Source organism: Streptomyces sp. NPDC102462 (assembly GCF_044765425.1).
GTDB lineage: Bacteria > Actinomycetota > Actinomycetes > Streptomycetales > Streptomycetaceae > Streptomyces.
In genome coordinates, this window is the sequence record NZ_JBIWKB010000004.1 from 70,800 (window position 1) to 95,904 (window position 25,105).

General features: G+C 72.4%; 20 protein-coding genes. 13 read left to right on the forward strand and 7 right to left on the reverse strand.

The window, feature by feature from the left end:
• Positions 1-14 precede the first annotated feature (14 nt).
• From ACIRFL_RS05345 to ACIRFL_RS05355, 3 genes are all read right to left on the reverse strand, one after another.
• Entirely contained in the window at positions 15-779 is a 765-nt protein-coding gene (locus tag ACIRFL_RS05345) for an AroM family protein (RefSeq protein ID WP_404024085.1), read from the reverse strand.
• A gap of 144 nt (positions 780-923) precedes the next feature.
• A complete protein-coding gene (locus ACIRFL_RS05350) occupies positions 924-2,618 on the reverse strand; it encodes an OPT family oligopeptide transporter (RefSeq protein WP_404024088.1) in 1,695 nt (564 codons plus the stop codon).
• 137 nt (positions 2,619-2,755) lie between these two features.
• Positions 2,756-3,721 carry a DUF1177 domain-containing protein gene (locus ACIRFL_RS05355; protein WP_404024090.1) on the reverse strand — a complete coding sequence of 322 codons (966 nt, stop codon included), beginning with the start codon at positions 3,719-3,721 and terminating at the stop codon, positions 2,756-2,758.
• A 349-nt stretch (positions 3,722-4,070) separates the two neighbouring features.
• Between ACIRFL_RS05355 and ACIRFL_RS05360 the strand changes: the two genes are divergently transcribed.
• The 3 genes from ACIRFL_RS05360 to ACIRFL_RS05370 all read left to right on the forward strand — a co-directional run bounded on the left by ACIRFL_RS05360 (position 4,071) and on the right by ACIRFL_RS05370 (position 8,326).
• Complete coding sequence (locus ACIRFL_RS05360; protein ID WP_404024092.1) at positions 4,071-4,889, forward strand: IclR family transcriptional regulator; 819 nt, start codon at positions 4,071-4,073, stop codon at positions 4,887-4,889.
• Between the two features lie 84 nt (positions 4,890-4,973).
• Entirely contained in the window at positions 4,974-5,699 is a 726-nt protein-coding gene (gene pepE / locus ACIRFL_RS05365; RefSeq protein WP_404024094.1) for a dipeptidase PepE, read from the forward strand.
• A gap of 431 nt (positions 5,700-6,130) precedes the next feature.
• Positions 6,131-8,326 carry a beta-L-arabinofuranosidase domain-containing protein gene (locus tag ACIRFL_RS05370; RefSeq protein ID WP_404024096.1) on the forward strand — a complete coding sequence of 732 codons (2,196 nt, stop codon included), beginning with the start codon at positions 6,131-6,133 and terminating at the stop codon, positions 8,324-8,326.
• Between the two features lie 182 nt (positions 8,327-8,508).
• Here ACIRFL_RS05370 and ACIRFL_RS05375 read toward each other — a convergent pair whose 3' ends face one another.
• Together ACIRFL_RS05375 and ACIRFL_RS05380 are read right to left on the reverse strand one after the other, a co-directional pair.
• On the reverse strand, positions 8,509-9,477 hold the full coding sequence (locus ACIRFL_RS05375) for an alpha/beta hydrolase (protein WP_404024098.1): 969 nt from the start codon (positions 9,475-9,477) through the stop codon (positions 8,509-8,511).
• Between the two features lie 92 nt (positions 9,478-9,569).
• Complete coding sequence (locus tag ACIRFL_RS05380; protein WP_404024100.1) at positions 9,570-9,887, reverse strand: putative quinol monooxygenase; 318 nt, start codon at positions 9,885-9,887, stop codon at positions 9,570-9,572.
• Between the two features lie 143 nt (positions 9,888-10,030).
• On the opposite strand from ACIRFL_RS05380, the gene ACIRFL_RS05385 reads away from it, so the two are divergent.
• Both ACIRFL_RS05385 and ACIRFL_RS05390 read left to right on the forward strand, forming a co-directional pair.
• Complete coding sequence (locus tag ACIRFL_RS05385) at positions 10,031-10,936, forward strand: AraC family transcriptional regulator N-terminal domain-containing protein (protein WP_404024103.1); 906 nt, start codon at positions 10,031-10,033, stop codon at positions 10,934-10,936.
• A gap of 631 nt (positions 10,937-11,567) precedes the next feature.
• On the forward strand, positions 11,568-13,112 hold the full coding sequence (locus ACIRFL_RS05390; protein WP_404024104.1) for a pectate lyase: 1,545 nt from the start codon (positions 11,568-11,570) through the stop codon (positions 13,110-13,112).
• An 89-nt stretch (positions 13,113-13,201) separates the two neighbouring features.
• Here ACIRFL_RS05390 and ACIRFL_RS05395 read toward each other — a convergent pair whose 3' ends face one another.
• Together ACIRFL_RS05395 and pdxA are read right to left on the reverse strand one after the other, a co-directional pair.
• Positions 13,202-14,008 (reverse strand): DeoR/GlpR family DNA-binding transcription regulator, encoded by an 807-nt coding sequence (locus ACIRFL_RS05395; RefSeq protein ID WP_404024105.1) that lies wholly within the window; start codon positions 14,006-14,008, stop codon positions 13,202-13,204.
• A gap of 88 nt (positions 14,009-14,096) precedes the next feature.
• Complete coding sequence (gene pdxA / locus ACIRFL_RS05400) at positions 14,097-16,475, reverse strand: 4-hydroxythreonine-4-phosphate dehydrogenase PdxA (RefSeq protein ID WP_404024107.1); 2,379 nt, start codon at positions 16,473-16,475, stop codon at positions 14,097-14,099.
• A gap of 244 nt (positions 16,476-16,719) precedes the next feature.
• Between pdxA and ACIRFL_RS05405 the strand changes: the two genes are divergently transcribed.
• The 8 genes from ACIRFL_RS05405 (at position 16,720) to ACIRFL_RS05440 (ending at position 25,022) form a co-directional block, all read left to right on the forward strand.
• Positions 16,720-18,318, forward strand: a complete 1,599-nt coding sequence (locus ACIRFL_RS05405) for an ABC transporter substrate-binding protein (RefSeq protein ID WP_404024110.1) — start codon at positions 16,720-16,722, stop codon at positions 18,316-18,318.
• A 3-nt stretch (positions 18,319-18,321) separates the two neighbouring features.
• Entirely contained in the window at positions 18,322-19,251 is a 930-nt protein-coding gene (locus tag ACIRFL_RS05410) for an ABC transporter permease (protein ID WP_404024112.1), read from the forward strand.
• Positions 19,252-19,254: 3 nt separating this feature from the next.
• Positions 19,255-20,151 (forward strand): ABC transporter permease, encoded by an 897-nt coding sequence (locus ACIRFL_RS05415; RefSeq protein WP_404024115.1) that lies wholly within the window; start codon positions 19,255-19,257, stop codon positions 20,149-20,151.
• Between the two features lie 3 nt (positions 20,152-20,154).
• Complete coding sequence (locus ACIRFL_RS05420; protein WP_404024118.1) at positions 20,155-20,997, forward strand: ABC transporter ATP-binding protein; 843 nt, start codon at positions 20,155-20,157, stop codon at positions 20,995-20,997.
• A complete protein-coding gene (locus ACIRFL_RS05425) occupies positions 20,994-21,929 on the forward strand; it encodes an ATP-binding cassette domain-containing protein (RefSeq protein ID WP_404024119.1) in 936 nt (311 codons plus the stop codon). The genes ACIRFL_RS05420 and ACIRFL_RS05425 overlap by 4 nt, the downstream gene beginning before the upstream one ends.
• A complete protein-coding gene (locus tag ACIRFL_RS05430) occupies positions 21,926-22,906 on the forward strand; it encodes an aldo/keto reductase (RefSeq protein WP_404024122.1) in 981 nt (326 codons plus the stop codon). Before ACIRFL_RS05425 ends, ACIRFL_RS05430 begins: the two co-directional genes overlap by 4 nt.
• A gap of 95 nt (positions 22,907-23,001) precedes the next feature.
• The gene (locus tag ACIRFL_RS05435; RefSeq protein ID WP_404024124.1) at positions 23,002-23,796 is read left to right on the forward strand and encodes an HpcH/HpaI aldolase/citrate lyase family protein; all 795 of its coding nucleotides are present in this window, start codon (positions 23,002-23,004) and stop codon (positions 23,794-23,796) included.
• Positions 23,793-25,022 carry an exo-alpha-sialidase gene (locus ACIRFL_RS05440; protein WP_404024126.1) on the forward strand — a complete coding sequence of 410 codons (1,230 nt, stop codon included), beginning with the start codon at positions 23,793-23,795 and terminating at the stop codon, positions 25,020-25,022. Before ACIRFL_RS05435 ends, ACIRFL_RS05440 begins: the two co-directional genes overlap by 4 nt.
• Positions 25,023-25,105: the final 83 nt, after the last annotated feature.

A 25,105-nucleotide genomic window follows, 5' to 3' on the forward strand; every position in this document is an offset into this window, starting at 1 on the left:
TCGCGTGGGGGAGTTCAGGGGTGGGCGGCCACGACCTCGGCCGCGGCGCGGACGGCCAGCGACCGGGCGAGCAGTACGGGCCGGCCGGCGGCCCGCGCCGCGGTGCGCCGCATCTGCTCCGTGTAGCCGATGCAGTCCAGCACCAGCCACGCCGCGCCGCCGTCGGCCAGTTTCCGGGCCGCCTCCGCGATCTGCCGGTGGGCCTCCTCGGCCGGGGCATACGGGTCGGCGCCGGCGGCCGTGACGGGTCCGGGGAGCAGTTCGCTCCAGCGCCGGGTGACGTCCGCGACCTGGTCCGGATGCGGGCACACGAGGCCGACCGGGGCCTCTCCCACGATCGCGGCCACCGCGCGCTGCACCAGTGGCTCGGCGAAGAGCACCGGTCGGGAGCCGTGGATGGCGGGGAACCGCCCGGTGCACAGCAGCAGGGTCGCCACCGCGCCCTGCGCCTCCGCGCGGGCCACGGCCCGTTGCATCCGGAGGATCAGGGCGCGGTGGCCCAGCAGCACCGAACCGCCGTCGCGCAGCCGGGAGACGAGCGGGGCCTCGCCGGGCTCGGGAGCCACCTCCCGGCGGGTGGCGGCCTCGCTGCCACCGGTGAAGTCGTCCTCGTCCAGGGCGCCGTGCTCGACGAGGCGTACGCCGGGTAGCAGCGGCTCGGCGTCGGGCCGCAGGTCCGAACGGGGGGCCTGGCCGATGGTGACCAGGCCGAGGGCGGGCAGGCCCGCGGACGGGGGGCCGGCCGGTGCGGCGGGGGCCGGGGGCTGGTTCGGGAACACGGTCACTCCAGCAGTTCGGGGCGCACGGGTGTCGGATGAGGGGCGCCCGAGCGCGGGGCGTTCGGGCGCGGTGGGTGTGGTGGTGGGCGGCATCGGTGACGCCGGGCCGGGCGTCACCGACCCGGCGCCGGCAGCCGCACGGGGTCAGAGCGCCTTCGTGAGCTTGCTGATGTCGTTGAGCGAGCTGCCCGCGATGAGCCCGGCGCCCACCAGCGACATGTCGTTGTCGGACTGCTCGTCCCGGCGGCGTCGCTCCTCGGCCGTGCGCACACCCCGGCGGCGCCACCGGGTGTAGCCGTAGCGGACGGCGAGGGCGCCCAGCACCATCCAGCCCGCGTTGGCGGTCGCCACCAGCAGACCCGTGGCGAGCAGGACACCGAGCTGGCGGGAGGAGCCGCCGATGAACTGGATCAGGGCGCCGGGGATGGCCCACAGCAGCAGGGTGGTCATGGTGTGCGGGTCCAGTCCGGACGTGATGGTGGTGACGTACACCTTGGAGACCGGGGGCACCTTGCCGTCGGTGAAGAAGGTGTGCCAGGCCAGGGCCACCACGCCGAGCGCGACGGCGAAGCCCATCACCTGCGCGATGTACTGCTCGCGGCGCCCGGACATCTCGTAGGGCTGCCACGGCACGGCGTCCCGGCGCAGCAGCCAGCCCGCCTTGAAGTCGTAGCCGAGGTCGGCGAAGGCAGGGCCGGTGGAGGCGGTGTAGCCGACGAGAAGGGCCAGCGGCACCGTCGGGATGCCGAGGAAGAGCCCCACGATCAGCACGATGAGGGTCACCGCGAAGGCCGGGAACCAGCCCGAGTGCATCGCGGCGAGTCCGACGATCAGCTGATGCACCAGCGCGGCGGCCCCGGCCAGCAGCATCCAGCCGATCAGCCCAGGCACACTCATCCGGCCGATCAGACCGCCGGTGAGGGCGACCACCACCGCTCCCGCGGTGAACAGGACCACGCCCTCCAGCAGGCCGCGCCGCAGCCGGGTCGCGCCGACCGTACGCTCGGGGGTGCCGTCGTCCTCCGCCCGCGCCGCCCCGGCCTTCCGTCCGCCGCCCCCGCGGCCGCGCATCAGCATCCCGGCCTGGCCCAGGGCGACGAGCCCCGCGCCGATCATCAGGCCGTGCGGGACGAAGGCGCCCGTCAGGTCGACATCCAGCAGGGTCGGCGCGTACTGCGCCACCAGCAGACCGATGCCGAACATCAGCAGCGCCCAGACGTTGCCCAGGAAGGCGACCCCGGCCGCGCTGGTCGGGATCTTCATCAGCGCGCCGAGCAGACCGACCACGGCACTGGCCCCCAGGACCACGGCCTTCTTGCCACCGCTGTCACCGGCCTTGATCGTCTCGGCCGCCGCGATGCCGGCGGGCCAGGCGTTGGTCGCCGGGAGCAGTGTGGAGTCGAAGACCCGGTACAGGACCCAGCTGTCGACCGCCAGGCCGATGGCGGCGCCGCCCAGCATCGGCCACACCAGGTCGGTGCGGCCCAGCGCGAAGGGCACGGCGATCGGCGTCATCAGCGAGTTGGCCGCGGCGAAGGTGGAGCCGGACACGGCCGACTGCACGAGGTTCTGGCGGTGCAGCGACCGCATCCTGACAAGGACACCGGCCGGGATGCGCCCGACGAGCATCGCGACCAGGGCGCCGATCACGGCGGTGTTCGGGGACACACCGAGCGAGGTGATCAGGACGACGCCGATCAGCGCGCCGAGCACGGACAGCAGCACGATGAGGATCGCGGTGACCGGTTCCAGCGCACGGGGGTGCCGTGCGGCGGCCGGTGCGGTCGTCGCAGCGGCGGTCGACGGGTCGGGTGGACCGGTGGCGGGCGTACGGTGCACGGAGACTCCTGGGGCCAGTTCTCGGGGCGGCGGGAGAGCGGGGACGGACGCCTCGGCTGCCGCAGGGGAGGGGGACGGACGGGGAAGGACCAACAGAGGACCGAAGAGGACCAAACAACAAGGGGAGGGGCGGTGGATCAGGCGGGCCGGCCCTGCAGGCGCGCCATGGGCCCGTACAGCTCGACCAGACGGTCGAACTCCGCGGGGTCGAAGAAGCGGGCTCCGCCCCGGCCGAACTCCTTGGCCGTCTCCAGGGCGAACCGCGCGGCGGCCGCGATGTCGGTCTCGTGACTGGCCCCCGTGGCGCACCCGGCGACCGCCGTACCCGCGGTGATGGCCAGCCCGACCACCGGGGCGCCGGTGGCGACGGCGGGTTGGAGCAGGGAGTTGATGTGGTGGACGCCGTTGCCGTACGGGGTGATGTCCTGGGTGGTCACGGGGATGACCCGGGCGGGCTCCCCGGTCACCGTCTCCAGGACCGACAGCAGATCCTCGCTGACCCGCAGCACCCAGCCCTGCCGGATGGTCGGGGAGAGGGCGATGCCACGGTGGTTGAGCAGCCGGTTCCCCTTGGTCGTGTCGATGGAGACGATCGCGTCCATCTCCTCGCGGACCTCCTCGCGGTTGCACAGCGCGATGTCCACCGGTGAGTCCATGAACGGTACCGGGTCGTGCGGGCGGGTCGGGGCCCAGCCGCAGACATGGGTGGAGAACATCACATCGCCGTCGAGCACATCACCGCGCGCGTGCATGTCGAGGAGCTTCGCGGCGGCCGCCAGCGCGGCGACGGCTCCGTCGGCGTCCGAGACCAGGCCGATCCGCTCCGGCCGGGCGCCCACTCCGCCGAGACGCCCCAGGATGCCCAGGGTCGGGGCGGTGCCGCCGGACAGCCGCCCGGACCGGCCGGGGACCGTCACGCTGACGAAGTCGGTGCTGCCCTTGTCGCCCGCGACGGTCCGCACCTCGATGGTGGGCCGGGGCGCTACGGCGTCGGCGTCGGCCGGTACGGCGGCCAGGACCCGCCGGAGGTGGTCGGCGAGCAGGTCGCCGCTGGTCTGCGGACGGTCGAGGAGTTCGATGACGTCGATCACGTGCTTGAGCAAGGGAGCGCCTCTCGGGGTGCCGGGCCGGGGCCGGGGGAACGGCGAACACAGCCGGCCGGATGGAACGGGTCGTGCGGATACGGGCCGGCCGCGCGGGACCCTCGGGTGAGCCGGGTCCGCACGGCCGCGGCGCCCTGTGCCGCGGGCCTCGCCGCGGGCGAGGTCCGGTGTCCTGCGCGCGGGCGGCCTCGGGCCGCCGACGGTGAGGGTGGCCGTCGGTCCTGCCCCAGAACGCGGGCGCCGGGTCGGGCGTCGCGGTACCGGTGGAGTTCCGGCGGTCACAGAGTTCTGCGGAAAGTCGCTGAGCGCAATCATTTCCCGATATCAGAGAAGCGTTACCCTGCGTCTCATGAACGAACATGTTCCGGCAACCTCGGCGGAGACCGCGCGCCCTCCGTTGCAGACCGCGGACCGGCTGCTCAGTGTGCTGCAGTCCTTCGACCGGGAGCATCCCGAGTGGGGTGTCTCCGACATCGCCAAGGAGTTCGGCCTGGACAAGTCGGTGGCCCAGCGGCTGCTGGCCGCCCTCGCCTACCGGGGATTCCTCGTCTCGGACCCGCGCTCCCGCCGCTACCGGCTCGGACCCGCGGTCTGGCACCTGGCCCATGGCTGGGAACGGGACGGCGGGCTGGCCCGGCTGGTGGGGCCGCCGCTGCAGGCGCTGGCCGCCGACACGGGAGTGTCCACCTTGTTCGCGGTGCCCGACGGCATCCACATGCGGTGCGTGGCCTCCGCGGAGGGCGCCGAAGGTCCTCTGCGGGTGGACGGCCTGGCCGGGGAGCTGTACCCCGCGCACGCCGGAGCCACCTCCCGCGCCTACTTCGGCATGCTGACCCCCAGGGACCGGGCCGCGCTGCTCTACACACGCCCGATGGCCCGCTTCAGCGAGCGGACCGTCGTCGAACCGGCCGCCCTGGAAGAGCGGTTCGCCGAAGTACGCCGCGACGGACACGCGTACTCGGAGGGGGAGTACGATCCTGACACCGCCGCGCTCGCCGTCCCGGTCGCGGTGGGCCGTCGCGCCGTCGGTACCCTCAGCCTCGTCGCTTCCACCGACGCACTGCGCTCCCGCCGTGCGGAACTCGTCGGCCCGCTGCTGCGCGGCGCCGTCGAACTGGGCAGGCTGCTCACCCCCCGCCGCCCCAGCCCGGCCGCCGGAGGCCGCTGACCGCCTCACCGGCGGTTCGACGTGCTGCCCGCGCCGCGCCCGGACCCGGCCGCACCACCACCCCCTCCCTCGGAAGGAACCACCGTGAAGCTGCTGCTCCTGTCCAACTCGACCGCCCCCGGCCGCGGTTACCTCGAGCATGCGCTGGACGAGATCCTCGACGTCCTCGGCACGGCCCGCCGGCTGGTCTTCGTGCCGTACGCGCTCGCGGACCACGACACCTACACCGCCAAGGTGGCCGCCGCCCTGGAACCCCGCGGGATCGAGGTGACGGGTGTGCACACCGCCGCGGACCCGGCGGCCGCCGTGCGCGGGGCCGAGGCCGTGTTCGTCGGCGGCGGAAACAGCTTCCGGCTGCTGACGGCACTGCACACGCGCGGCCTTGTGCCGGCGATCCGGGACCGGGTGGCGCAAGGGGCGGTGTATCTGGGCTCAAGCGCCGGGACGAACATGGCCTGCCCGACCGTGCGCACCACCAACGACATGCCGATCGTCCAGCCCCCGACCTTCGAGGCGCTGGGCCTGCTGCCCTTCCAGATCAACCCGCACTACCTGGACGCCTCGCCGGACTCGACACACATGGGCGAGACCCGTGCGGAGCGGCTGGAGCAGTTCCTGGAGGAGAACGACGTCCCCGTGGTCGGTCTGCGCGAGGGCACCTGGCTGCGCCGTGAGGACGACCGGCTCACCCTGGGTGGCACCTCGGCCGGCGCCGTCCTCTTCCGCCGCGGCGAAGACCCCGAGGAGCTGGCGGCGGGCCGCGACCTCAGCCGGCTGCTCACCCTCCCCGCCCGCTTCGACCGACGCTGACCGCTACGGGGGCACGGACCGCCGACAGGGGCGCGGGGAACCGCGCACAAACCACAACACCGCCGCAGACGGGCGCCGGCCGGGCAGAGAACCGGTCGAAGCGTCCGCCTGCGGTCGCGTGCGTGCGGCGAACAACGCGCCGGTTCCGGTCCATTGACACTCCGGAAGCCGCTCACTTACTGTCTACCAGGAATTCGAACGGCATTCGAAATATCGAACAGTCCGAAGAGTCGCCTTCCGTACGGCCCGCACGGGCGCGGCCCGCGCCGCGCCGGCACTGCTCGTCGCACCCACGCACGCACCCGCACCGCACGTATCTCCGGAATGTCATGGTCGCCTCCCCGGCCGGGACACCGGCGGACCGCCTCGCGCCAGTCCGCGGCGCCTGCGGCCGGAGCATCGTGGCTTCCGCTGTTGCCGAGGAGATGGTCATGTCCGAACTCCCGCGCCGCGATGCTCTGCGGCTGACCGCACTCGCCACCGCCATCCCGGCGTTCCAGGCCATGTTCCCGGCGGTGGCCGGGGCGGCGACACCCCCGAAAGCCACGACGGCGGCCGCACATTCCGCGGCCGGCGCGGCACGGGGCCCGCGCCTCCCCACGCCCTCCTCCTGGATCGTCAAGCCGTTCGACAACACACGCGTGACGCTCGCCCCGAGCCTGTTCACCGACAACCGCGACCGGGTGCTGAACTTCCTGCGGGCCTACTCGGCCGACCGCATGCTCGCCGTCTTCCGCACCAACGCGGGACTCGACACCCACGGCGCCCAGCCACCCGGCGGCTGGGAGACCGCGGACGGCAACCTCAGGGGCCACTTCGCCGGGCACTTCCTCAGCGCGCTCAGCCTCGCGTACGCCGGAACCGGCGAGCGGGTCTACAAGGACAAGGCCGACTACATGGTGGGCGCGCTCGGCGCGTGCCAGGACGCGCTCGCCGCACTGGTCGGCACGGACGACCCCGCGGCGCCCAGCCACGCCGGCTACCTGGCCGCGTACCCCGAGACGCAGTACGTCCTGCTGGAGCAGTACGCCACGTACCCGAGGATCTGGGCGCCCTGGTACACCTGCCACATGATCATGCGCGGCCTGCTCGACGCCTACCAGCACACGGGCAACGAGCAGGCGTTGCGGATCGTCCTGGGCATGGGCGACTGGGCCCACAGCAGGCTCGGCCACCTGCCCAGGACACAGCTGGACCGGATGTGGAAGATCTACATCGCGGGCGAGTACAACGCGATGCCGGTGGTCATGGCCGACCTGTACGCCCTCACCGGCGACGAGAAGTACCTGACGACCGCGAAGTGTTTCGACAACACCTACCTCTTCGAGGCCGCCGTGGCCGACGAGGACACCCTCGACGGGGAACACGCCAACCAGCACATCCCGCAGTACCAGGGGTACTTGGAGATCTACGAACAGACCGGCGAGCGGCAGTACCTCGCCGCGGCCAGGAACTTCTGGGACATGGTGGTGCCGCACCGCACCTACGTCGACGGCGGCATGGCCGGCTCGGGCGAGATCTTCGGCGCGCGGGACGTCATCGCCGCGACCATCCAGCAGGACAACGCCGAGACCTGCTGCGTCTACAACATGCTCAAACTGAGCCGGAGCCTGTTCTTCCACACCGCCGACCCGAAATACATGCAGTACTACGAGCGGACCCTGTACGGGCAGATCCTCGGCTCACGGCGCAACACATCGAGCGACACCAACCCGTTGCTCACCTACTTCGTGCCGGTGAATCCGGGCGCCCACCGGTCGTACGGCAACATCGGCACCTGTTGCGGCGGCACCGGACTCGAAACCCACGCCAAGTTCCAGGACTCCGTCTACTTCAGCTCCACGGACGGCTCGGCCCTCTATGTGAACCTCTATCTGCCGTCCGTCCTCGACTGGCCGGAGCGTGGGCTGACCCTCACCCAGTCCACCGACTATCCGACCGACCCGGCCGGTACCAGCACCCTGACCATCACGGGGAACGCACAACTCGACCTCAGGCTGCGCGTTCCGTACTGGGCCGAGCGCGGTTTCACCGTCCACGTCAACGGGGTCAGGCAGCGGGTGGCCGCCACGCCCGGCACCTATGTGTCCCTGAACCGGCGCTGGCGGACGGGCGACCGGGTGGACATCGCCGCGCCGTTCACCCTGCGCATCGAACGCGCCCTGGACGACCCGGCCACCCAGGCGGTCGCGTACGGTCCGGTGCCCCTCGTGATCCGGAGTTCCGCGACGGAGTACCAGAAGCTGACCCTGTACCGGGACTACCCGCTCAGCCGTGACCTGAGCCGGGTGATCCGCCCGACGGGGGAGCCGATGACCTTCACCGTCGGCGGCCTGACCCTGGCCCCCTTCTACATCAACACCACCGACGGCTATCACATGTACGTCAAGCGCGCCGAACCCGAGATCGTCTTCGGCGCCACCGGCACCGGCATCGAGAACCGCGCCGATGCCACCGGGCTGACGTTTCTCGACCAGGTCTGGGACCGGGGCCCGTTCCGCACCAGAGGCGGCCTGGTGCGGGCGGTCGCCGAGGTCGCCGAAGACCGCACGGCCACAGGTGACTTGACACCGCGTCAGCGCCAGATACTGATCGAGGCGGCTGCCCGAGCCCAACTCCCTTCCTGAGCCCCTGATTCCGGGCGGACGCTTCCCGGCGATCCGGCCGCCCGGCACGCACCGCTCACATACCCGGGACGGCGAGATGCGTTTCTTCCGGGTTCCGCCGGCGTCGTGTGCGGCGCCGGCGGAGCGGCCTCGGCGAGGCGTGAGGTGTCAGGCGTGAGGTGTCGGGTGTCAAGCGCCCGGCGTCAGGTGCCGGAGTTCGGCCGCAGGGCTCGTGCGAGCCAGGCCGTGCGGGTCCGGCGGGCCGTGGCCGAGACGGCTGCCTGGGGGTACAGCGCGTCGAAGCCGTGGAAGCCGCCCGCCCACACGTGGAGTTCGGCCTGACCGCCGGCCGCCCAGATACGGGTGGCGTAGTCGGTGACCTCGTCGCGGAAGACCTCGGCGGAGCCGGTGTCGAGGTAGGTGGTCGGCAGGCCGGAGAGGTCGTCGGCCAGGGCGGGCGAGACATACGCGGACACCTCGTCGTCGCTGAGGTCGCCGAGGACGGCGCCCCATCCGAACGCGTTCATCTCACGGGTCCACACGCCGGGCCCGCCGGAGTACTGGCGGCTGGAGGTGGTGGTGTTGCGGTGGTCGAGCATGGGGCAGACGAGCACCTGCGCGGCGATCGCCGGGGCGCCGAGGTCGCGGGCCAGCAGGGTGACGCCCGCGGCGAGCCCGCCGCCCGCGCTGGCGCCCGCGACGACGATCCGGGCGGGGTCGACGCCCAACTCGGCGGCGTGTTCGGCGATCCAGAGCAGCCCCTGGTAGCAGTCCTCGACCAGGGTGGTGCCGGTGACCTCGGGCGCGAGCCGGTAGTCGACGGAGACCACGACCGCGCCGAACTCGTCCAGCCACTCCAGGGGGATGTCGATCTGGGAGAAGCGGTCGCCCATGACCATCCCGCCGCCGTGCATCCAGTAGACGCAAGGGCCCGCGGTGGTACGGTCCTTGTCCGCCGGGCTGAAGACCGACAGGGGCAGGGGAGTGCCGTCCTTGGCGGGCACGAAGACCTCGCGCCGGTCGACCCGCCGGTGGGCGAGCAGGGTGTCGACGGGCGTGGGCGGGAGCCCGCGCAGTTGGGCGAGCACGTCCGGGCTGAGCTCGGACATGAGGGGCATGTCGGCCAGCAGCTCGTGCAGTTCGGGGTCGAGGGCGGGTCGCGGCGTGGTCATGGTGGCTGCCTTTCGCGGGGTGGTGCCGTGGGGCGGGGAAGGGGCCGCCTCGCCGGGGGCGAGGCGGCAGGGCGATGGGCGCGTTCGACGCGTCAGAAGGCGGCCTTGCCGCGGACCGGGACGTAGTCGGTGTACTCGGACTCCTTGGCCAGCAGCGGCTCGATCCGCGCCACGATGGCCTGGGCGGCCTCGCCGGCGAAGACCCGGTGGTGGTCCTCCTCGCTGGTCCAGCCCTCGGTGACGTGGACGACGTCCGGGTCGGAGGCCGAGCGCGAGACGAGGTAGACGAGGCAGTGTTCGCTCGCGCCGGGGCTGCCGTCGTCCAGACCGGTCAGTAGCAGGTCGACGAGCTGGTCGCCCATGGTCGGCCTGGCGGTCAGTCTGGCGTTGAAACCGTATGTGACGGTCATGGAATCCTTCTTCCCTGTGCTGGAGTGCGGTGATTCCATTGAATCGGCTTGACCTGCACAAACGTTAGAACGATGCTCGCTTGTACTTGCACGATCCTCGCGGTCACGGGAGCCGTGGCCTGGACCGGTGGTGCAATGGACGCATGAGCCTCGACGAGTTCCGCACCCTGCTGACCCGGCATGCCCGGCCAGACTGGACCACCGCCATCGACGGCGTCCTCATCTCCCGGGTCGACCGCCCCGATCCGCCGGCACCTTCCATGTCCGGGACGGTCCTGGCGGTCATCGCCCAGGGCGCCAAACGTCTCGCCCTGGGCGACCGGGTCTACGAGTACGGGCCCGGGCAGTACCTGGTCGCATCCGTCGACCTGCCCGTGACCGGACAGTTCACCCGGGCCGACGCCAAGGAGCCGGCGCTGGGATTCGGTCTCACGCTGGAACCGTCCGCCGTCGCCGAACTGCTGCTGCAGGCCGGTCCCGGCGACACCCCCCGGGCCGGCGGGGGCACACCCTCGGGGATCGCCGTCAGCGACGCCTCGCCCGCCCTGCTCGACGCGGTGGTCCGGCTGCTGCGCCTGCTCGACGAGCCCCGCGACCGCGCCGTACTCGCCCCCCTCGTCAAACGCGAGATCCTGTGGCGGCTGATCACCGGCGAGCAGGGTGCGACGGTGCGTCAGCTCGGCCTCGCCGACAGCAGCCTCAGCCATGTCTCCCGGGCCGTGCGCTGGATCCGCGAGCACTACGCGCAGCCCTTCCGGGTCGAGGACGTGGCGCGGCAGTCCGGTATGAGCGTCTCCGCCTTCTACCGCAACTTCCAGGCGGTGACTGCGATGAGCCCCATCCAGTTCCAGAAGCAGATCAGGCTCCAGGAGGCCCGGCTGCTGCTCGCCACCCACCCGGGCGATGTCACCGGGGTCGGCCATCGCGTCGGGTACGACAACCCGTCACAGTTCAGCCGCGAGTACCGCCGCCAGTTCGGCGCACCCCCGAGCCGGGACGCCGCCCGGCTGCGTCAGGCCGTACGCACCCCCGCGGGTGTGCTGCCCTGAACGACGGCTGGCTGACGCCACGATGCGCACACCGCGTACGGGCGTTCTGCCCGACTCGGACCGGACCGCGTCGTCGCGCTCGACGTGACCGATCCCGAGAGCATCGCCTCCGCCTTCGAGGCGGCGGGGCCCGTGGACGTCCTGGTCAACAACGCCGGCGTGCCGTCGATCGGTGTGTTCGAGGGCACCGCCATATGCCGCTCTCGGTCGTCTACAAGGCCGGCAAGATGGCCGTCGAGGGGTTCGCCGCTTCGCTCGCGCGCGAACTCGCGCTCTTCGGCGGGCGGGCCAAGACGGTCCAAGGACAGCGACGTCGCCAAGGCGGTGTGGCGAGCCGCGCACGACACGACCGGGCAGTTGCGGTTCCCGGCTGGCCGGCCGCGACGCGGTCTGGGTCGCCGAGGCGAAGTGTCCGACCGGCATCGGCCGCCCTCGTGGTGTTCATGTAGGTGAAGCGGAAAGCCGTGCTCCGAAACCGCCCAAAGCCTTGCCGCTGCACGGGCGTCTCCCTACACTCCCGGACGGCAAGCGCTTTCTGAATGCCTGGCGGCAAGGTAACGCCCAGTGCAACCAGTTCAGTTATCAGAACGATGACCATCAATCTGAACTATGACGAAAGGGCAGGGCGAGGATGAGACGAGCACGAGCGGCGCGGCTGTACGCGGCGCTGGCGACGACCGGCCTGGTGGCGGCCTGTGTGACCGGCGTGGTGGTGTCGATGCCCGAGGCGGCGGCCGCCACCGGGGGCGCCTCCGGCTACGCAAGCCAGAACGGCGGCACCACCGGCGGAGCGGGCGGGCAGACGGTAAGGGCCACCACGGGGACCGCGATCCATCAAGCCCTGTGCAGCCGCGCCAGCAGCAGCACGCCCCTCATCATCGAGGTCGAGGGCACCATCAACCACGGCAACACCAGCAAGGTCTCCGGCGGCAGTTGCAACACCGCCGCGGACAAGATCGAGCTCAAGGAGATCAGCAATGTCACCCTCGTCGGGGTCGGCAACGGTGCCGTCTTCGATCAACTCGGCATCCATGTCCGGGACTCCAGCAACATCATCATCCAGAACGTGACCGTACGGAACGTCAAGAAGTCGGGCTCGCCCACGTCCAACGGCGGTGACGCCATCGGCATGGAGAGCAACGTCCGCAACGTCTGGGTGGACCACACCACCCTGGAGGCATCGGGCGGGGAGTCGGAGGGCTTCGACGGCCTCTTCGACCTGAAGGACAACACCCAGTACGTGACCCTGTCCTACAGCATCCTGCGCAACTCCGGGCGCGGTGGCCTCGTCGGATCCAGCGAGAGCGACACCTCGAACGGGTACATCACCTACCACCACAACCGGTACGAGAACATCGACTCCCGTACGCCGCTGCTGCGCGGTGGCATCGCCCACATCTACGACAACCACTACGTCAGCCTCAACGAATCCGGCATCAACTCCCGCGCCGGTGCCCGGGCCAAGGTGGACAACAACTACTTCGAGGACTCCAAGGACGTCCTCGGCACCTTCTACACCGACGCGGCCGGCTACTGGCAGGTCAGCGGCAACATCTACGACAACGTCAGATGGTCGAGCCCCGGCAGCGAGAACCACCCGGCCGGCCCCGACCCCCAGTCCAACACCACCGTCAGCATCCCCTACGCCTACAGCCTCGACCCGGCCAGTTGCGTGCCGAGCGTCGTGAGCGTCACGGCCGGAGCCAACAAGGGGCTCAAGGTCTCCGACGGCAGTTGCTCCCCGCAGACCCCCTCGCCGACGCCGACCGGTCCCACGCCCACACCGACCGGCCCGACGCCGAGCCAGCCGAGCGGTACCAACCTCAGCCTCGGGGCGGGCTCGGACGGGTCGAGCAAGGCCACCGGCACGAGTTACGGCAACGTCCTGGACGGCGACCCGAGCACCTACTGGTCGCCGGCCGGCTCGACCGGCTCCGTCTCGGTCAAGTGGGGCTCCGCCACCTCGGTGTCCTCGATCAACATCCGTGAGACGGCGGGCAGCGCGGGCAGCATCGGCTCCTGGCGGGTCGTCAACCACGACACCGGAGCCGTCCTCACCTCCGGCAGCGGCGCGGGCGTCATCAGCCTCGCCCAGACCTCACTGCGCAAGATCACCTTCGAGATCACCGGTGCGACGGGCACCCCGCAGATCGCCGAGTTCGAAACCTACGCCTGATACACCACGGCAGGGCCCCCGCCGCCCGGCGGGACCGGCCACCCCGGTCCCGCCGGACAGCAGGGGCCCGATGGTGCCGCAGGCCGGGCTCACCGGTCTGCGGGGGGCAGAGCGTGGTCCGGTTCCGGCTTGGTGACGACCGTGGTCACTCCCCGGCCGCGCAGCTCCTCAAGGATGCGCGGGTCGGCGGTGTCGTCCGTGACCAGGGTCCAGCCCTCCGGGAGTGCGGTCCACGCGTGGAAGGGGCGCCGGCCCAGCTTGGCGGCGTGCGCGAGGACGTACACCTGGTCGGCCCGGCGGGCCATCAGCTCCTTGAGCCGGGTCTGGCGCAGATCGGCCTCGCAGATGCCGTGCCGCGGTGAGATGCCGTCCGTGCCGAGGAAGACACGGTCGAACGTCATGCGTTCCAGGGCCGCTTCGGTGAGCGGTCCGACGAAGCCCTGGCTGAGCGGGCGCAGGGTGCCGCCGAGGCATTCGACATGGATCGTCTCCACGTCGGAGAGCGCCTGAAGGGTGGTCAGCCCGGTCGTGGCGACCGTGATGTCCTTTGCGGTGCGCAGTTCATGGGCGAGCGCCCCTACCGTCGAGCCGGCGTCCAGCAGCAGCGTCTCGCCCGGCCGTACCTGCCCCGCCGCCCAGCGCGCGATGGCCTGCTTGGCCTCGAACGCCTCGCCCGTCCGCTGCCGCAGCGATGCCTCGGGGTGCGCGGACAGCGCCATCGCACCGCCGTAGGTGCGGGCGAGCCGCCCGTCCGTGGTGAGCTTCGCCAGGTCACGGCGGATGGTGGACGCCGTCACGCCGAACAGCTGGGAGAGTTCGTCGACGCTTGCCAGACCGGTGGTGGTGGCGAGCCGGACGATCCGGTCGCGCCGGTCCTTGGAGCCGATCGCAGACATGTGTCCTCTGTCCTGTGGTGTCCAGTGGTGCCTGGAGCTGCCTGTGCTCGGGGCGCTTCGAGGTGCCGCGGGCGCGCACGGCCCGTGGTCAACGGGCGGCCGGAGCGGTCGACATCTCGGCGGCCTGGCGCAGGGCCTCGACCATGCTACCGGCCTCGGCCCGCCCGGTCCCCGCGATGTCGAAGGCGGTGCCGTGGTCGACGGAGGTGCGGATCACCGGCAGTCCGACGGTGAGATTGACGCCGGCCTCGATGCCCAGCACCTTCACCGGGCCGTGCCCCTGGTCGTGGTACATGGCCACGATCAGGTCGTAGTCGCCGCGCGAGGCGAGGAAGAACGCGGTGTCGGCGGGGAGCGGGCCACGCGCGTCGATGCCGTCGGCGCGCAGCACCTCGAGAGCCGGGACGATCTTGGTCTCCTCCTCGCCGTGGCCGAACAGGCCGTTCTCACCGGCGTGCGGGTTGATGCCGCACACGCCGATGACCGGTGCGGCGACGCCGGCCCGCACCATCGCCTCGTGGCCGCGGCGCACGGTGCGCTCCACGAGCCCGGGCTCGATGCGGTGGACGGCGTCGATCAGCCCGATGTGGGTGGTCACGTGGATGACCTTCACCTTGGGCGTGGACAGCATCATCGAAACCTCCTCGACGCCCGTGAAATGGGCGAGGAGTTCGGTGTGACCGGGGTAGAGGTGACCCGCCGCGTGCAGGGCCTCCTTGTTGAGCGGCGCCGTGCAGATGCCCTGCACCTCGCCGCGCAGCGCCAGATCGGCGGCGACGCGCACGTAGTGGTAGGCGGCGTCGCCCGCCACGGCGGACAGCTTGCCCCAGGGCAGATCGGCCGGGAGCAGACCGAGGTCGACGACGTTGACGCGGCCGGGCGTGAACTCGGCCTGCGCCGGGTGCTGGACGGGCACCACCGTGCACTCGACGCCCAGGATGCGGGCCGCCTCGCGCAGTCGTGCGGCGTCGCCGACGACCACGGGGCGGCACACGCGCAGGGTGTCGGGGTGGAGCAGCGCCGGGACGACGACCTCGGGTCCGATGCCGGCTCCGTCGCCCATGGTCACCGCGATGACCGGGAGCGCACGGCCGGTGGTGCCGGTCTGCTCGGTGAGGGGGGTGGCGGCGGGTGCTGCGTTCACGGGGTTTCTCCTAGGGGGGTGGAGGGCGGGAGCGGTGGATGGGGTGGACGGGCAGGGGCGTAGCGCGCGGGCGATGCGCAGCAGGGAGTCGGGTTCGCCGAAGCTGCCGGGCCGGGTGACGACGCGTCGGCCGTCGGGGGTGCGGGAGTGCACGGCGCCGTGATGGATCTGCCCGACGGGGCACAGCAGGGTGACGCCGAGCGCGTCGAGGACGCGGCGCGCGGTCTCGCCTCCGGTGAGCACGAGATCGCTGTCGTGCGCGATTTCGGCGACCGCCCGGGCGAGCCCGGCGACCAGCCGGCGGCCCTGGCCGGGGGCGACGGTGCCGTCGTCGGCGATGCTCACGACGGTGACGGAACCCGGTGCGAGGCCCGCGGGGAGCCACGCCGTCCCATCGACCGGAGCGAGACCGGCCTGCGTGGCACGCCCCAGGTGTGCCACGGGCAGGGCCACATGATGGGCGCCCGCGGCCACGAGTTGCGCGATCTGCGCAATCGCTCCGGGTTCGACGGTGCCGACGACGACCAGCAGCGGCCTGATCCCCGTAGACCCGGGGCCTGTTGACGGCAGCGTAGCGGGGTCCGCCGGGTGTCCCGCGCGGTGCCGTGGCCGGGCGCCGCCTGCGCGGAGCCCGCGCCCGAGAGCAGCGGCGAGGCCGCCCGCGCCCAACAGTCGTACGGACGGCCCGAGTTCGAGTGCCGCTTGGGCTATCGCGTCGAGATCCGCGTCCGTTTCCGCGTCGCACACCGGATGCAGACCGCTCGCGATCAGCTCGCGCAGCCGCACGGGCAGCGCACCGCGTACCACATCGAGGGGCACCGGCGCGGTCGGCACGTCCCCGAGCGCGGCGGCGACGGACCGGGGCGCGGCCCGTGACTCCGCCCGCCACGCCTGTGTCGCGTGCAGCGGCACACCGCGCAGGTGGACCACGCCGTCTTGCACGGTGCGCCCGGCCACCGGAAGCGCGGGTGCGATCACCACCCCCGCGGCGCCGTCCGCGTACGCGGCGGTCTCGGCGGAGAGGTTGCCCCGCAGCAGCGAGTCGGCCTTCTTGAACAGCACGCGGCCGTCGGCCGCCGACACCGCGGCCCGTACGGCCCGCGCCGCCGCGTTCGCCGGCAGGTGCCTGGTGTCCAGGTCGAGCACCGTCGCCGCACCCGGGGCGGACGCCGCCGCGGCGCCGGGGCGCAGCAGGATCCGGCCGCTCAGGCTCAGGGCCACCGCGGTCTCGGCGGCGCCGGACAGGTCGTCCGCGAGGGCGAGCACACGGCGCGCCGGACTGGGGCGGCGCAGGGCCTGGCCGCCGCGGCTGGTGAGGGACACGGATACCTCCTCGGGCCGGCCCGGACGGGCGGCCTCGGGCACCGATGATGACATGGCGTGCGCGATCTGCGCGAGACCTCTTGCGCGAACTACGCAATCGTGCCACCTTTTCCGGCGCGACACCTGTTCGTCACCACCGGCCCGGTTCCCCGACCGGACCCGGTACGACAGCCGGACCTCCGTGAACCGGTCCGGGCGAGAACAGCCAGAGCCGGTCGCCACCCGGAACGCGAGAAGGTCGACGATGACCCCAACTCCTCACAGCGCACCCTCCGAAAGCCCCCCGCGCGGGCCCCTCAGCCGCCGCACCCTGCTGCGCTACGGCGCCCTCGGCGGGGCCGGCATCGCCCTCGGCCCGCTGGCCGCGTGCGCGGGACCCACCGGAGCCCCCGGCCCCGGAACCCTCACCCTCGGCCTGAACCGCTCCCTGGTCAGCCTGGACAACAAGCTCAACCAGTTCGACGCGGCGGTCACCGTGCAACGCGCGGTGCGCCAGGCCCTCACCCGCATCGGCCCGCGCATGCGGCCGCAACTTGTCCTCGCCGACCGCTTCGAGATGACCGAACCGACCGCCTGGACGGTCCGGCTGCGCGAGGGCGTCCGCTACTCGGACGGCAGCCCGGTCACCGTCGAGGACGTCGCCACGGCCCTGCGCATGTACGGCCAGGTCACCGGTTCCTTCCTGCTGGGCCTCTTCCCCGAGCTGCCCACAGTCGAGCCGACCGGCGAGCGCACCTTCCGGCTGCGCACCCAGCACCCGGTGCCCGTCCTCGACCGGCTGATGGCGAACATCCACATCACCCCGGCCGCCGCCAACCGCCCAGAGGAACTGCAGAGCGGCCTCGGCTCGGGCCCCTACCGGGTGCTGAAGGCGAACAGCGGGGCCGGTGAGTACACCCTGGCCCGCAACACCAGGTACTGGGGGCCGCGCCCGCGCGTCGACACCGTCCGCGTGCGGTTCGTGCCCGAGGAGTCCAGCCGGGTCATCGCCCTGCGCAGCGGCGAACTGGACGTCGTCGACACCCTCACCCCCGACTCCGCCGACCAGCTCACCGGCCTGCCCGGCGTCACCGTGCAGGAGACCGCGGGCGTACGCATGTGCCAGCTCTTCTACAACTTCCGCAAGCCCAAGGGGCATCCGCTCGCCGACGCCCGGGTACGGCAGGCCCTCACCCATGCGATCGACGGCGAGGCACTGGTCCGGGACGTGCTGACCGACTCGGCCGAAGAGGCCAGGGGAGTCGTTCCGCTCGCCCTCGAAGGCGCGGTGCCCACCGGCGAGTACACCTACGACCCGCGCAAGGCGAAGGCGCTCCTCGCCTCCCTCGGCGCGGCCGACCTGCGGATCAAAATCATCTGGGAATCGGGGGAGTTCGCCGCCGACACCTCCGTCATGGAGGCCGTCATCGACATGCTACGGGCCGTCGGCGTACGCGCCTCCCTCCAGCAGTTCGAGCCCGGCGGCGACATCCTGAAATGGCGTCAGGGCCGGGCCGGCGACTGGGACGTCATCGGCAACGGCTACGGCAGCCCCACCGGACAGGCCCTCACCGTGCTCCAGGGCATGTACGGCGGCACGGCCCAGAAGGACCGCACCGGCGACGCCTTCATGGGATATGTCGTCCCCCGGGTCGAACGCGCCCTGTCGGCCGCCGCGATGGAGGTCGACGCCACCCGGCGCTCCGCACAACTGGCCGCCGTACAGCGCGCCATCTGGCAGACCTGGCCGAGCCTTTGGGCGTTCGCGCCCAAGACCCTGCTCGCCCGCCGCGACCGCGTCCACGACCTGCGGCTGCTGACCATCAACTCCTACGACCTGTCCGCCGTACGGCTGGAGGGCTGAGCCGTGCCGACCTATCTCGCCCGCCGCATCGGCCAGAGCCTGCTGACCGTCTTCCTCACCCTGACCACCGTCTTCCTGCTGGTCCGCCTCGCCCCCGGAGACCCGGCCTCCGCCTATGCCGCGCCCAACGCGACCAGCGCCGATCTGGACGCCATCCGCGCCAAGTTCGGCCTCGACGAACCCCTCGTCAACCAGTACGGGATCTTCCTGCGCGACCTGTTCACCGGGAACCTCGGCACCAGCTATTCCTTCCACGCGCCCGCCTTCGACGTGGTGATGGCCCGGATGCCGTACACGATCACCCTCGCCGTCTCGGCCATCGCCGTGACCGCGCTGGTCGCGGTGCCGCTCGGCGTCTGGATGGCCCGCCGTGCCGACACCAAACGCGAACTGGGCGCCAACGTGCTGACCATCGCCGGCCAGTCGATGCCGGACTTCTGGACCGGCGTGATGCTGCTGACCGTGTTCGCCGTGCTGCTGCCGGTGCTGCCCGCCTCCGGGTTCACCTCCTGGAGCGGCCTCGTACTGCCGACCGTCACCGTGGCCGTGCTCCAACTCGCCCTCGTCTCCCGGCTCGTACGCCGCGAGATGACCACCGCGCTCGCCGCCCCGTACACCACGGTGGCCCGCTCCCGCGGTGTCGCCGAACGGGCTCTGGCCTGGCGCTACGGCCTGCGGAACTCCGCCGTGCCCCTGCTCACCGCCCTCGGCACCCGCTTCGCGGCCCTCCTCAACGGCGTCGTCGTGGTCGAGGTCGTCTTCGGCTGGCCTGGCGTCGGCTCACTCGTCGTACGCGCCCTCGCCACCCGCGACTACCCGCTCATCCAGGCCACCGTCCTGGTCACCGCGACCCTCGCGATCCTCGTCCAACTCCTCGTCGACCTCGCCTACCCGCTGCTCGACCCGCGGGTGCGTCTCGGAAAGGCGGCCTGAGCCATGACCACCACGGTCGTCCCCGCCGAGCGGCCCAGCGCCGTCACCGCCCGCGACCTGGCCCGCGCCACCGCGACGCGGCAGCGGCGCAGCGCCCGCGTCAAACTGTGGGCCGGTGCCGTGTGCACGGCACTCGTCGTGCTGCCCGTGGCCCTCGCGGGACTGCTGCCGCTGCCCGGCGCCGACGAACAGGACCTGTCCCGGCGCAGGCTGCCACCGCTGAGCGAGGGCCATCTCTTCGGCACCGACCAACTCGGCCGCGACCTGCTCTCCCGCATCCTGCACGGCGGCCAGGTGTCGCTGTCCGTCGGTGTCCTCGCCGTCCTGGTCTCCGGAGTCATCGGCATCGTCGCGGGTTCGGCGGCCGGGTTCTTCGGCGGCTGGATCGACTCGCTCGTCTCCCGCTTCCTGGAAGCCCAGCTCGCGCTGCCGCTGCTGATGATGCTGCTCCTCGTGGTCGCCCTGTTCGGGCCCTCGGTCACCGTCATCACCTGCGTGATCGCCGTCGCCCAGTGGCCGGAGGTGGCCCGGCTGACCCGCTCGCTGGTGCTGGTGGAACGGGAGAAACCCTACGTCGCCGCCGCCCGGGTGCTCGGACTGCGCGGCTGGGCCGTGCTCGTGCGCCACGTCATCCCCAACGTGGTCCGCCCGGCCAGCCTGGTCATCCTGCTCCTGCTGGCACAGGCCGTGCTGCTGGAGAGCGCGCTGAGTTTCCTCGGCGCCGGGCCGCAGCGGCCGTTCGCCACCTGGGGGCGGATCATCTCCGACGGCCAGGCCTACCTCACCACCTCCTGGTGGCTGGTCACCCTGCCGGGCCTGGTCATCGCCCTGCTGGTGGTCGGGGTCAACCTGCTGGGCGACGGGCTGCGGGACCGCACCCGCCGCCGGAAGGGAGCCTGAACCATGACCGAGCACAGCACACCGCTGCTCGACGTCACCGATCTGCAGGTCGAACTCATCACCGCACACGGCGTCGTACGCGCCGTCGACGGGGTGAGCTTCACCGTCCACCGGGGCGAGACCGTCACCCTCATCGGGGAGTCCGGCTCCGGCAAGTCCACCACCGCCATGGGCGTCCTGCGCCTGCTGCCGGACGGGCTCGCCGTGCTGTCGGGCAGTGTGCGCATCGCCGGCCGGGACGTCCTCGCCGACCCGGGCGCCGCGCACGCCGTACGCGGCCGCACGGTATCCCTGATCCCGCAGGACCCCATGACCGCGCTCAGCCCGGTGCACACCATCGGCCGCCAACTCGGCGACGCGCTCCGGCTGCGCCACCCCCGACTGTCCCGGGCCGAGGCCCGCGACCGGGGCGTGGAACTCCTCGCCCAGGTGCACATCACCAAGCCTCAGACCCGCTGGCGGGCCTATCCGCACCAGTTCTCCGGCGGCATGCTCCAGCGCATCCTCATCGCCATCGCGCTGGCCGGCGAACCCGAACTCCTGGTCGCCGACGAGCCGACCTCCGCCCTCGACGCCACCGTCCAGGCCAGCATCCTCGACCTGCTCATGGAACTCCAGGAACGCACGGGCATCGGCATGCTGATGATCACCCACGACCTGGGGGTGGCACGGCTCGTCTCCGACCGCATCCACGTCATGAAGGACGGCCGGTTCGTCGAGTCAGGACCCGCCGAGCAGATCGTCGCGCGGCCCGCCGCACCGTACACCCGTGAACTCCTCGCCGCCGTCCCCCGGCTGGGCGCCTGGGACGAGGGCGAGCCCGTCATACAGGGAGCAGCCACATGAGCGACCACCCGCGTCCGGCCGCCGCCCGGACCTCCCGCGGCCCGGACGGGCCGGCCCCGGCCCCCGGTCACCCGCTGCTGTCCGTCGAGGACCTGGTGGTCGAGTACCCGACCGCGGACGGACCGTTCCGCGCCGTCGACGGGGTGAACCTCCAACTGGAGCGCGGCGGCTGCCTCGCCGTCGTCGGGGAGTCCGGCTGCGGCAAGTCGACCCTGGCACGCGCGCTGGTACGGCTGCTCAGGCCCCGCTCGGGCCGCATCGTCCTGGACGGCACGGACATCGCGAGCCTGCCCGAGCGGCGCCTGCGTCCGCTGCGCCGCCGGGTGCAGATGGTCTTCCAGGACCCCTACGGCTCCCTCGACCCGCACCTCACCGCCCAGCAGATCGTCGCCGAACCGCTGCGCCTGGCCGGCGTCGTCGACCGGACCGAACGGGCACGCCGCGCCGCCGAGCTGATCGACCAGGTCGGGCTGCCCTCCTCCGCCCTCGACCGCCGCCCCGCCGACTTCTCCGGCGGCCAGCGACAGCGCATCGGCATCGCCCGCGCGCTCGCCTCCCGCCCCGACGTCCTCGTCTGCGACGAGGCGACCAGCGCCCTCGACGTCTCCGTGCAGGCACAGGTCCTCACCCTGCTGAAGGAGTTGCAGGCCGAGACCGGGACCGCCTACCTCGTCATCGCGCACAACCTGGGCGTCGTCCGCGAGATCAGCACCGACGTGGTCGTCATGCGGGCCGGGCGGGTCGTGGAGACCGGCCGGACAGCCGCCGTGCTCGCCTCGCCCGCCGAGCCCTACACCCGTGCCCTGCGCCGTGCCGCTCTCGACCCCACCGTCATCCAGGGCGTCAAACCCCGCCGACTGGTCACCCCCGTGGCCGCCGCCCTGTCCGCCGCCACCTCCGCCACCTCCGCCACGGAAGGAATCCCTTCGTGACCTTCGGTATCGACCTGCCGGACATCCCCGTCCCGCTCTCCCGGCTGGTGCTCGGCACCATGACGTTCGGCGACACCGTCGACCGCGAGGGCGCCGCTGCCATGCTCGACGCGGCGCTGGACGCGGGCCTCACCGGCGTCGACACGGCCAACGGCTACGCGGGCGGCGACAGCGAACGCCTGCTCGGCGAACTGCTGCCGGGCCGCCGCGACCGGATCGTGCTGGCCACCAAGGCCGGCATCCCCCACCCCGACCAGGGCGAGCACGCCCCGCTGTCCGCCGCCGGGCTGCGCGCCGCCCTGGAGGGCAGCCTCAAGCGGCTCGGCACCGACCACGTCGACCTCTTCTACCTCCACCAGCCCGACCGCTCGACCCCGCTCGCCGAAACACTCGCCACCGTCGCCGAGTTCGCCGCCGAAGGGAAGATCCGCGCACTCGGCGTCTCCAACTACGCCGCCTGGCAGATCGCCGAACTCGTCCGCACCGCCGACGAGACGGGCGCCCCGCGCCCCGTCGTCGCCCAGCAGCTGCACAACCTCCTCGCACGCCGCATAGAAGAGGAGTACGTGGAGTACGCCGCCGTCAGCGGCCTGCGCACCATGGTCTACAACCCGCTCGGCGGCGGGCTGCTGACGGGCCGTCACCACTTCGGCGAGAACCCCGGGCAGGGCCGGTTCGGCGACTCGCGGCTGGCCGCCATGTACCGGCAGCGGTACTGGGACGAGCGGCTGTTCACCGCCGTCGACCGGCTCACCGCCGTCGCCGACGGCGCGGGCATCCCGCTCACCGAACTCGCCCTGCGCTGGCTCCTGGACCGGTCCTCCACGGACGCGCTGCTGCTCGGCGGTTCGCGCACCGCCCACCTGCTCGCCAACATCGCCGCCGCCCAGGCCGGCCCGCTGCCCGCCGAGGTGAGCGCGGCCTGCGACGAGGTCGGCGCGCGACTGCGCGGCCCGATGCCCGCCTACAACCGCTGACCACCCCGCCCCGACAGGTCCCGGACCCCCGGCCCGCAGCCCGCGATCCCGTCCGCGACCACGCCCGTGACCCCGTCCGGAAGGAGCCCCCTTTCATGACCGCCGCTCCCGGTACGCCCGCCGCCTTCGCCGCCGCGCTGCGCGCCCGCGAACAGCTCGTCGGCTACTGGTCCGTCCTCGACTCCCCGGTCTCCACCGAACGGATCGCCCGCCTCGGCTACGACTACGTCGCCCTCGACGCCCAGCACGGCCTCATCGAGTACTCCGGTGTCCTCGCCTCCCTCACCGCGATCGACACCAAGGGGTCCACGGCGGTCGGCCTGGTGCGCGTCGAGGCCAACGACAGCGCGCCGATCGGCAAGGCCCTCGACGCCGGCGCGGCCGGAGTGATCGTCCCGCTCATCGACACCGCCCAGGACGCGGCCGACGCGGTCGCCGCCGTACGCTACCCGCCGCTCGGCCGCCGCTCGTACGGTCCGATGCGCGCCGGGCTGCGCATCGGACCCGACCCGGCCGACACCCATGAGCAGACCGTGGTCCTCGCGATGATCGAGACCGCCGAAGGACTCGCCAACGTCACCGACATCTGCGCCACCGACGGCCTCGACGGCGTCTACATCGGCCCCTCCGACCTGCGCATCGCCATCGGCGGCGCCACCTCCACGGACCCGGCGGTGACCGCGGAGTTCGAGGCCGCGCTGGTGACGGTGCGGCAGGCGGCGGCAGCGGCGGGCATCGCGGCGGGCATCCACAACGCGGACGGCGCGAGCGCCGCCAAGCGGCTCGCCGAGGGGTTCACCTTCGCGACGGTCTCCAGCGACCTGGTCCATCTGCAGCAGGCGGCGGCGGCACATCTGGCCGCGGCACGCGCGACGGAAGGCACCCGATGACGACCGGCGCACAGCGGGCGGATCCCGGTGCCGCCGACGGTGTGCTGCGCCCCGCCCCCGGGCAGCCCGGCCGGACCGAAGCCCGCCTGGCCGCGCCCGCCGTGCAGAACCACGCCGCCAACCTCACCGTGCTGCCCGGCGGCGAACTGGGCTGCGTCTGGTTCGCGGGCACACTGGAGGGCGTCGCCGACATCTCGGTGTGGTTCTCCCGGCTGGCCGCGGGGGCGGACACCTGGTCCACCCCGGTGCGGCTGTCCGACGACGCCGGACGCTCCGAGCAGAACCCGCTGCTGTTCCCCGCCCCGTCGGGCGAGCTGTGGCTGCTGCACACCGCCCAGCTCGGCGGCCGGCAGGAGACCGCCGAGGTCCGGCTGCGCGTCAGCGACGACGGCGGCGCGACCTGGGGACCCGCGCGCACCCTCTTCGGGCCCGGCGTCTTCGTCCGCCAGCCCGTGGTCGAACTCCCGGAGCGCGGACGGCTGCTGCTGCCCGTCTTCCGCTGCACCACCCCGCCGGGAACGCCCTGGACCGGTGAGCGCGACACCAGCGCCGTGCTGCTCAGCGACGACGGCGGGCGGACCTGGCAGGAGCGGCCGGTGCCGGGCTCCACCGGCCTCGTCCACATGAACGTCCGGCCGCTGCCGGACGGTTCACTGCTCGCCCTCTTCCGCAGCCGGCGCGCCGACGCCGTGCACCGCAGCACGTCGTACGACGGCGGCCTGACCTGGAGCGTGCCCGAGCCGACGGGCCTGCCGAACAACAACTCCTCGATCCAGTACGCCGTGCTGGCCGACGGACGGCCGGCCCTCGTGTACAACCACAGCAGCGCGGCGGACGCCACCGAGCGCCGGGTCTCGCTCTACGACGACATCGACGACACCGACACCACCGACGACGCGGTCGACGCGGACCCGGGCGGGGGCGGGCACGCAGGGCCGTCCGCGGCACCCTCGGGCGACGCCTTCTGGGGCGCCCCCCGTGCCCCGCTCAGCCTCGCCGTGTCCCGGGACGGCGGCCACACCTGGCCGCTGCGCCATGACCTGGAGACCGGCGACGGCCACTGCCTCACCAACAACTCCCGTGACGGACTCAACCGCGAACTGTCCTATCCGAGCCTGGCCCAGACGCCCGACGGCGCCCTGCACATCGCCTACACCCACCACCGCCGCACCATCACACACATCCGGCTGAGCCCCGGCTGGATGGCCGAAGCGTTCCCCACGTGACCTCGACACGACGACAGCCTGCGCAACCCCGGACGGGGTCGCGCAGGCCGTCATCACACAGCCCTCACCGGCTCACCGGGCAA

What these genes read in the sequence shown, in the direction of transcription:
- ACIRFL_RS05360 (WP_404024092.1), top strand. Translation starts at nt 4,071, where the DNA reads ATGAACGAACATGTTCCGGCAACCTCGGCGGAGACCGCGCGCCCTCCG.
- ACIRFL_RS05370 (WP_404024096.1), top strand. Translation starts at nt 6,131, where the DNA reads ATGTCCGAACTCCCGCGCCGCGATGCTCTGCGGCTGACCGCACTCGCC.
- ACIRFL_RS05375 (WP_404024098.1), bottom strand. Translation starts at nt 9,477, where the DNA reads ATGACCACGCCGCGACCCGCCCTCGACCCCGAACTGCACGAGCTGCTG.
- ACIRFL_RS05380 (WP_404024100.1), bottom strand. Translation starts at nt 9,887, where the DNA reads ATGACCGTCACATACGGTTTCAACGCCAGACTGACCGCCAGGCCGACC.
- ACIRFL_RS05385 (WP_404024103.1), top strand. Translation starts at nt 10,031, where the DNA reads ATGAGCCTCGACGAGTTCCGCACCCTGCTGACCCGGCATGCCCGGCCA.
- ACIRFL_RS05390 (WP_404024104.1), top strand. Translation starts at nt 11,568, where the DNA reads ATGAGACGAGCACGAGCGGCGCGGCTGTACGCGGCGCTGGCGACGACC.
- ACIRFL_RS05395 (WP_404024105.1), bottom strand. Translation starts at nt 14,008, where the DNA reads ATGTCTGCGATCGGCTCCAAGGACCGGCGCGACCGGATCGTCCGGCTC.
- ACIRFL_RS05405 (WP_404024110.1), top strand. Translation starts at nt 16,720, where the DNA reads ATGACCCCAACTCCTCACAGCGCACCCTCCGAAAGCCCCCCGCGCGGG.
- ACIRFL_RS05415 (WP_404024115.1), top strand. Translation starts at nt 19,255, where the DNA reads ATGACCACCACGGTCGTCCCCGCCGAGCGGCCCAGCGCCGTCACCGCC.
- ACIRFL_RS05420 (WP_404024118.1), top strand. Translation starts at nt 20,155, where the DNA reads ATGACCGAGCACAGCACACCGCTGCTCGACGTCACCGATCTGCAGGTC.
- ACIRFL_RS05425 (WP_404024119.1), top strand. Translation starts at nt 20,994, where the DNA reads ATGAGCGACCACCCGCGTCCGGCCGCCGCCCGGACCTCCCGCGGCCCG.
- ACIRFL_RS05435 (WP_404024124.1), top strand. Translation starts at nt 23,002, where the DNA reads ATGACCGCCGCTCCCGGTACGCCCGCCGCCTTCGCCGCCGCGCTGCGC.
- ACIRFL_RS05440 (WP_404024126.1), top strand. Translation starts at nt 23,793, where the DNA reads ATGACGACCGGCGCACAGCGGGCGGATCCCGGTGCCGCCGACGGTGTG.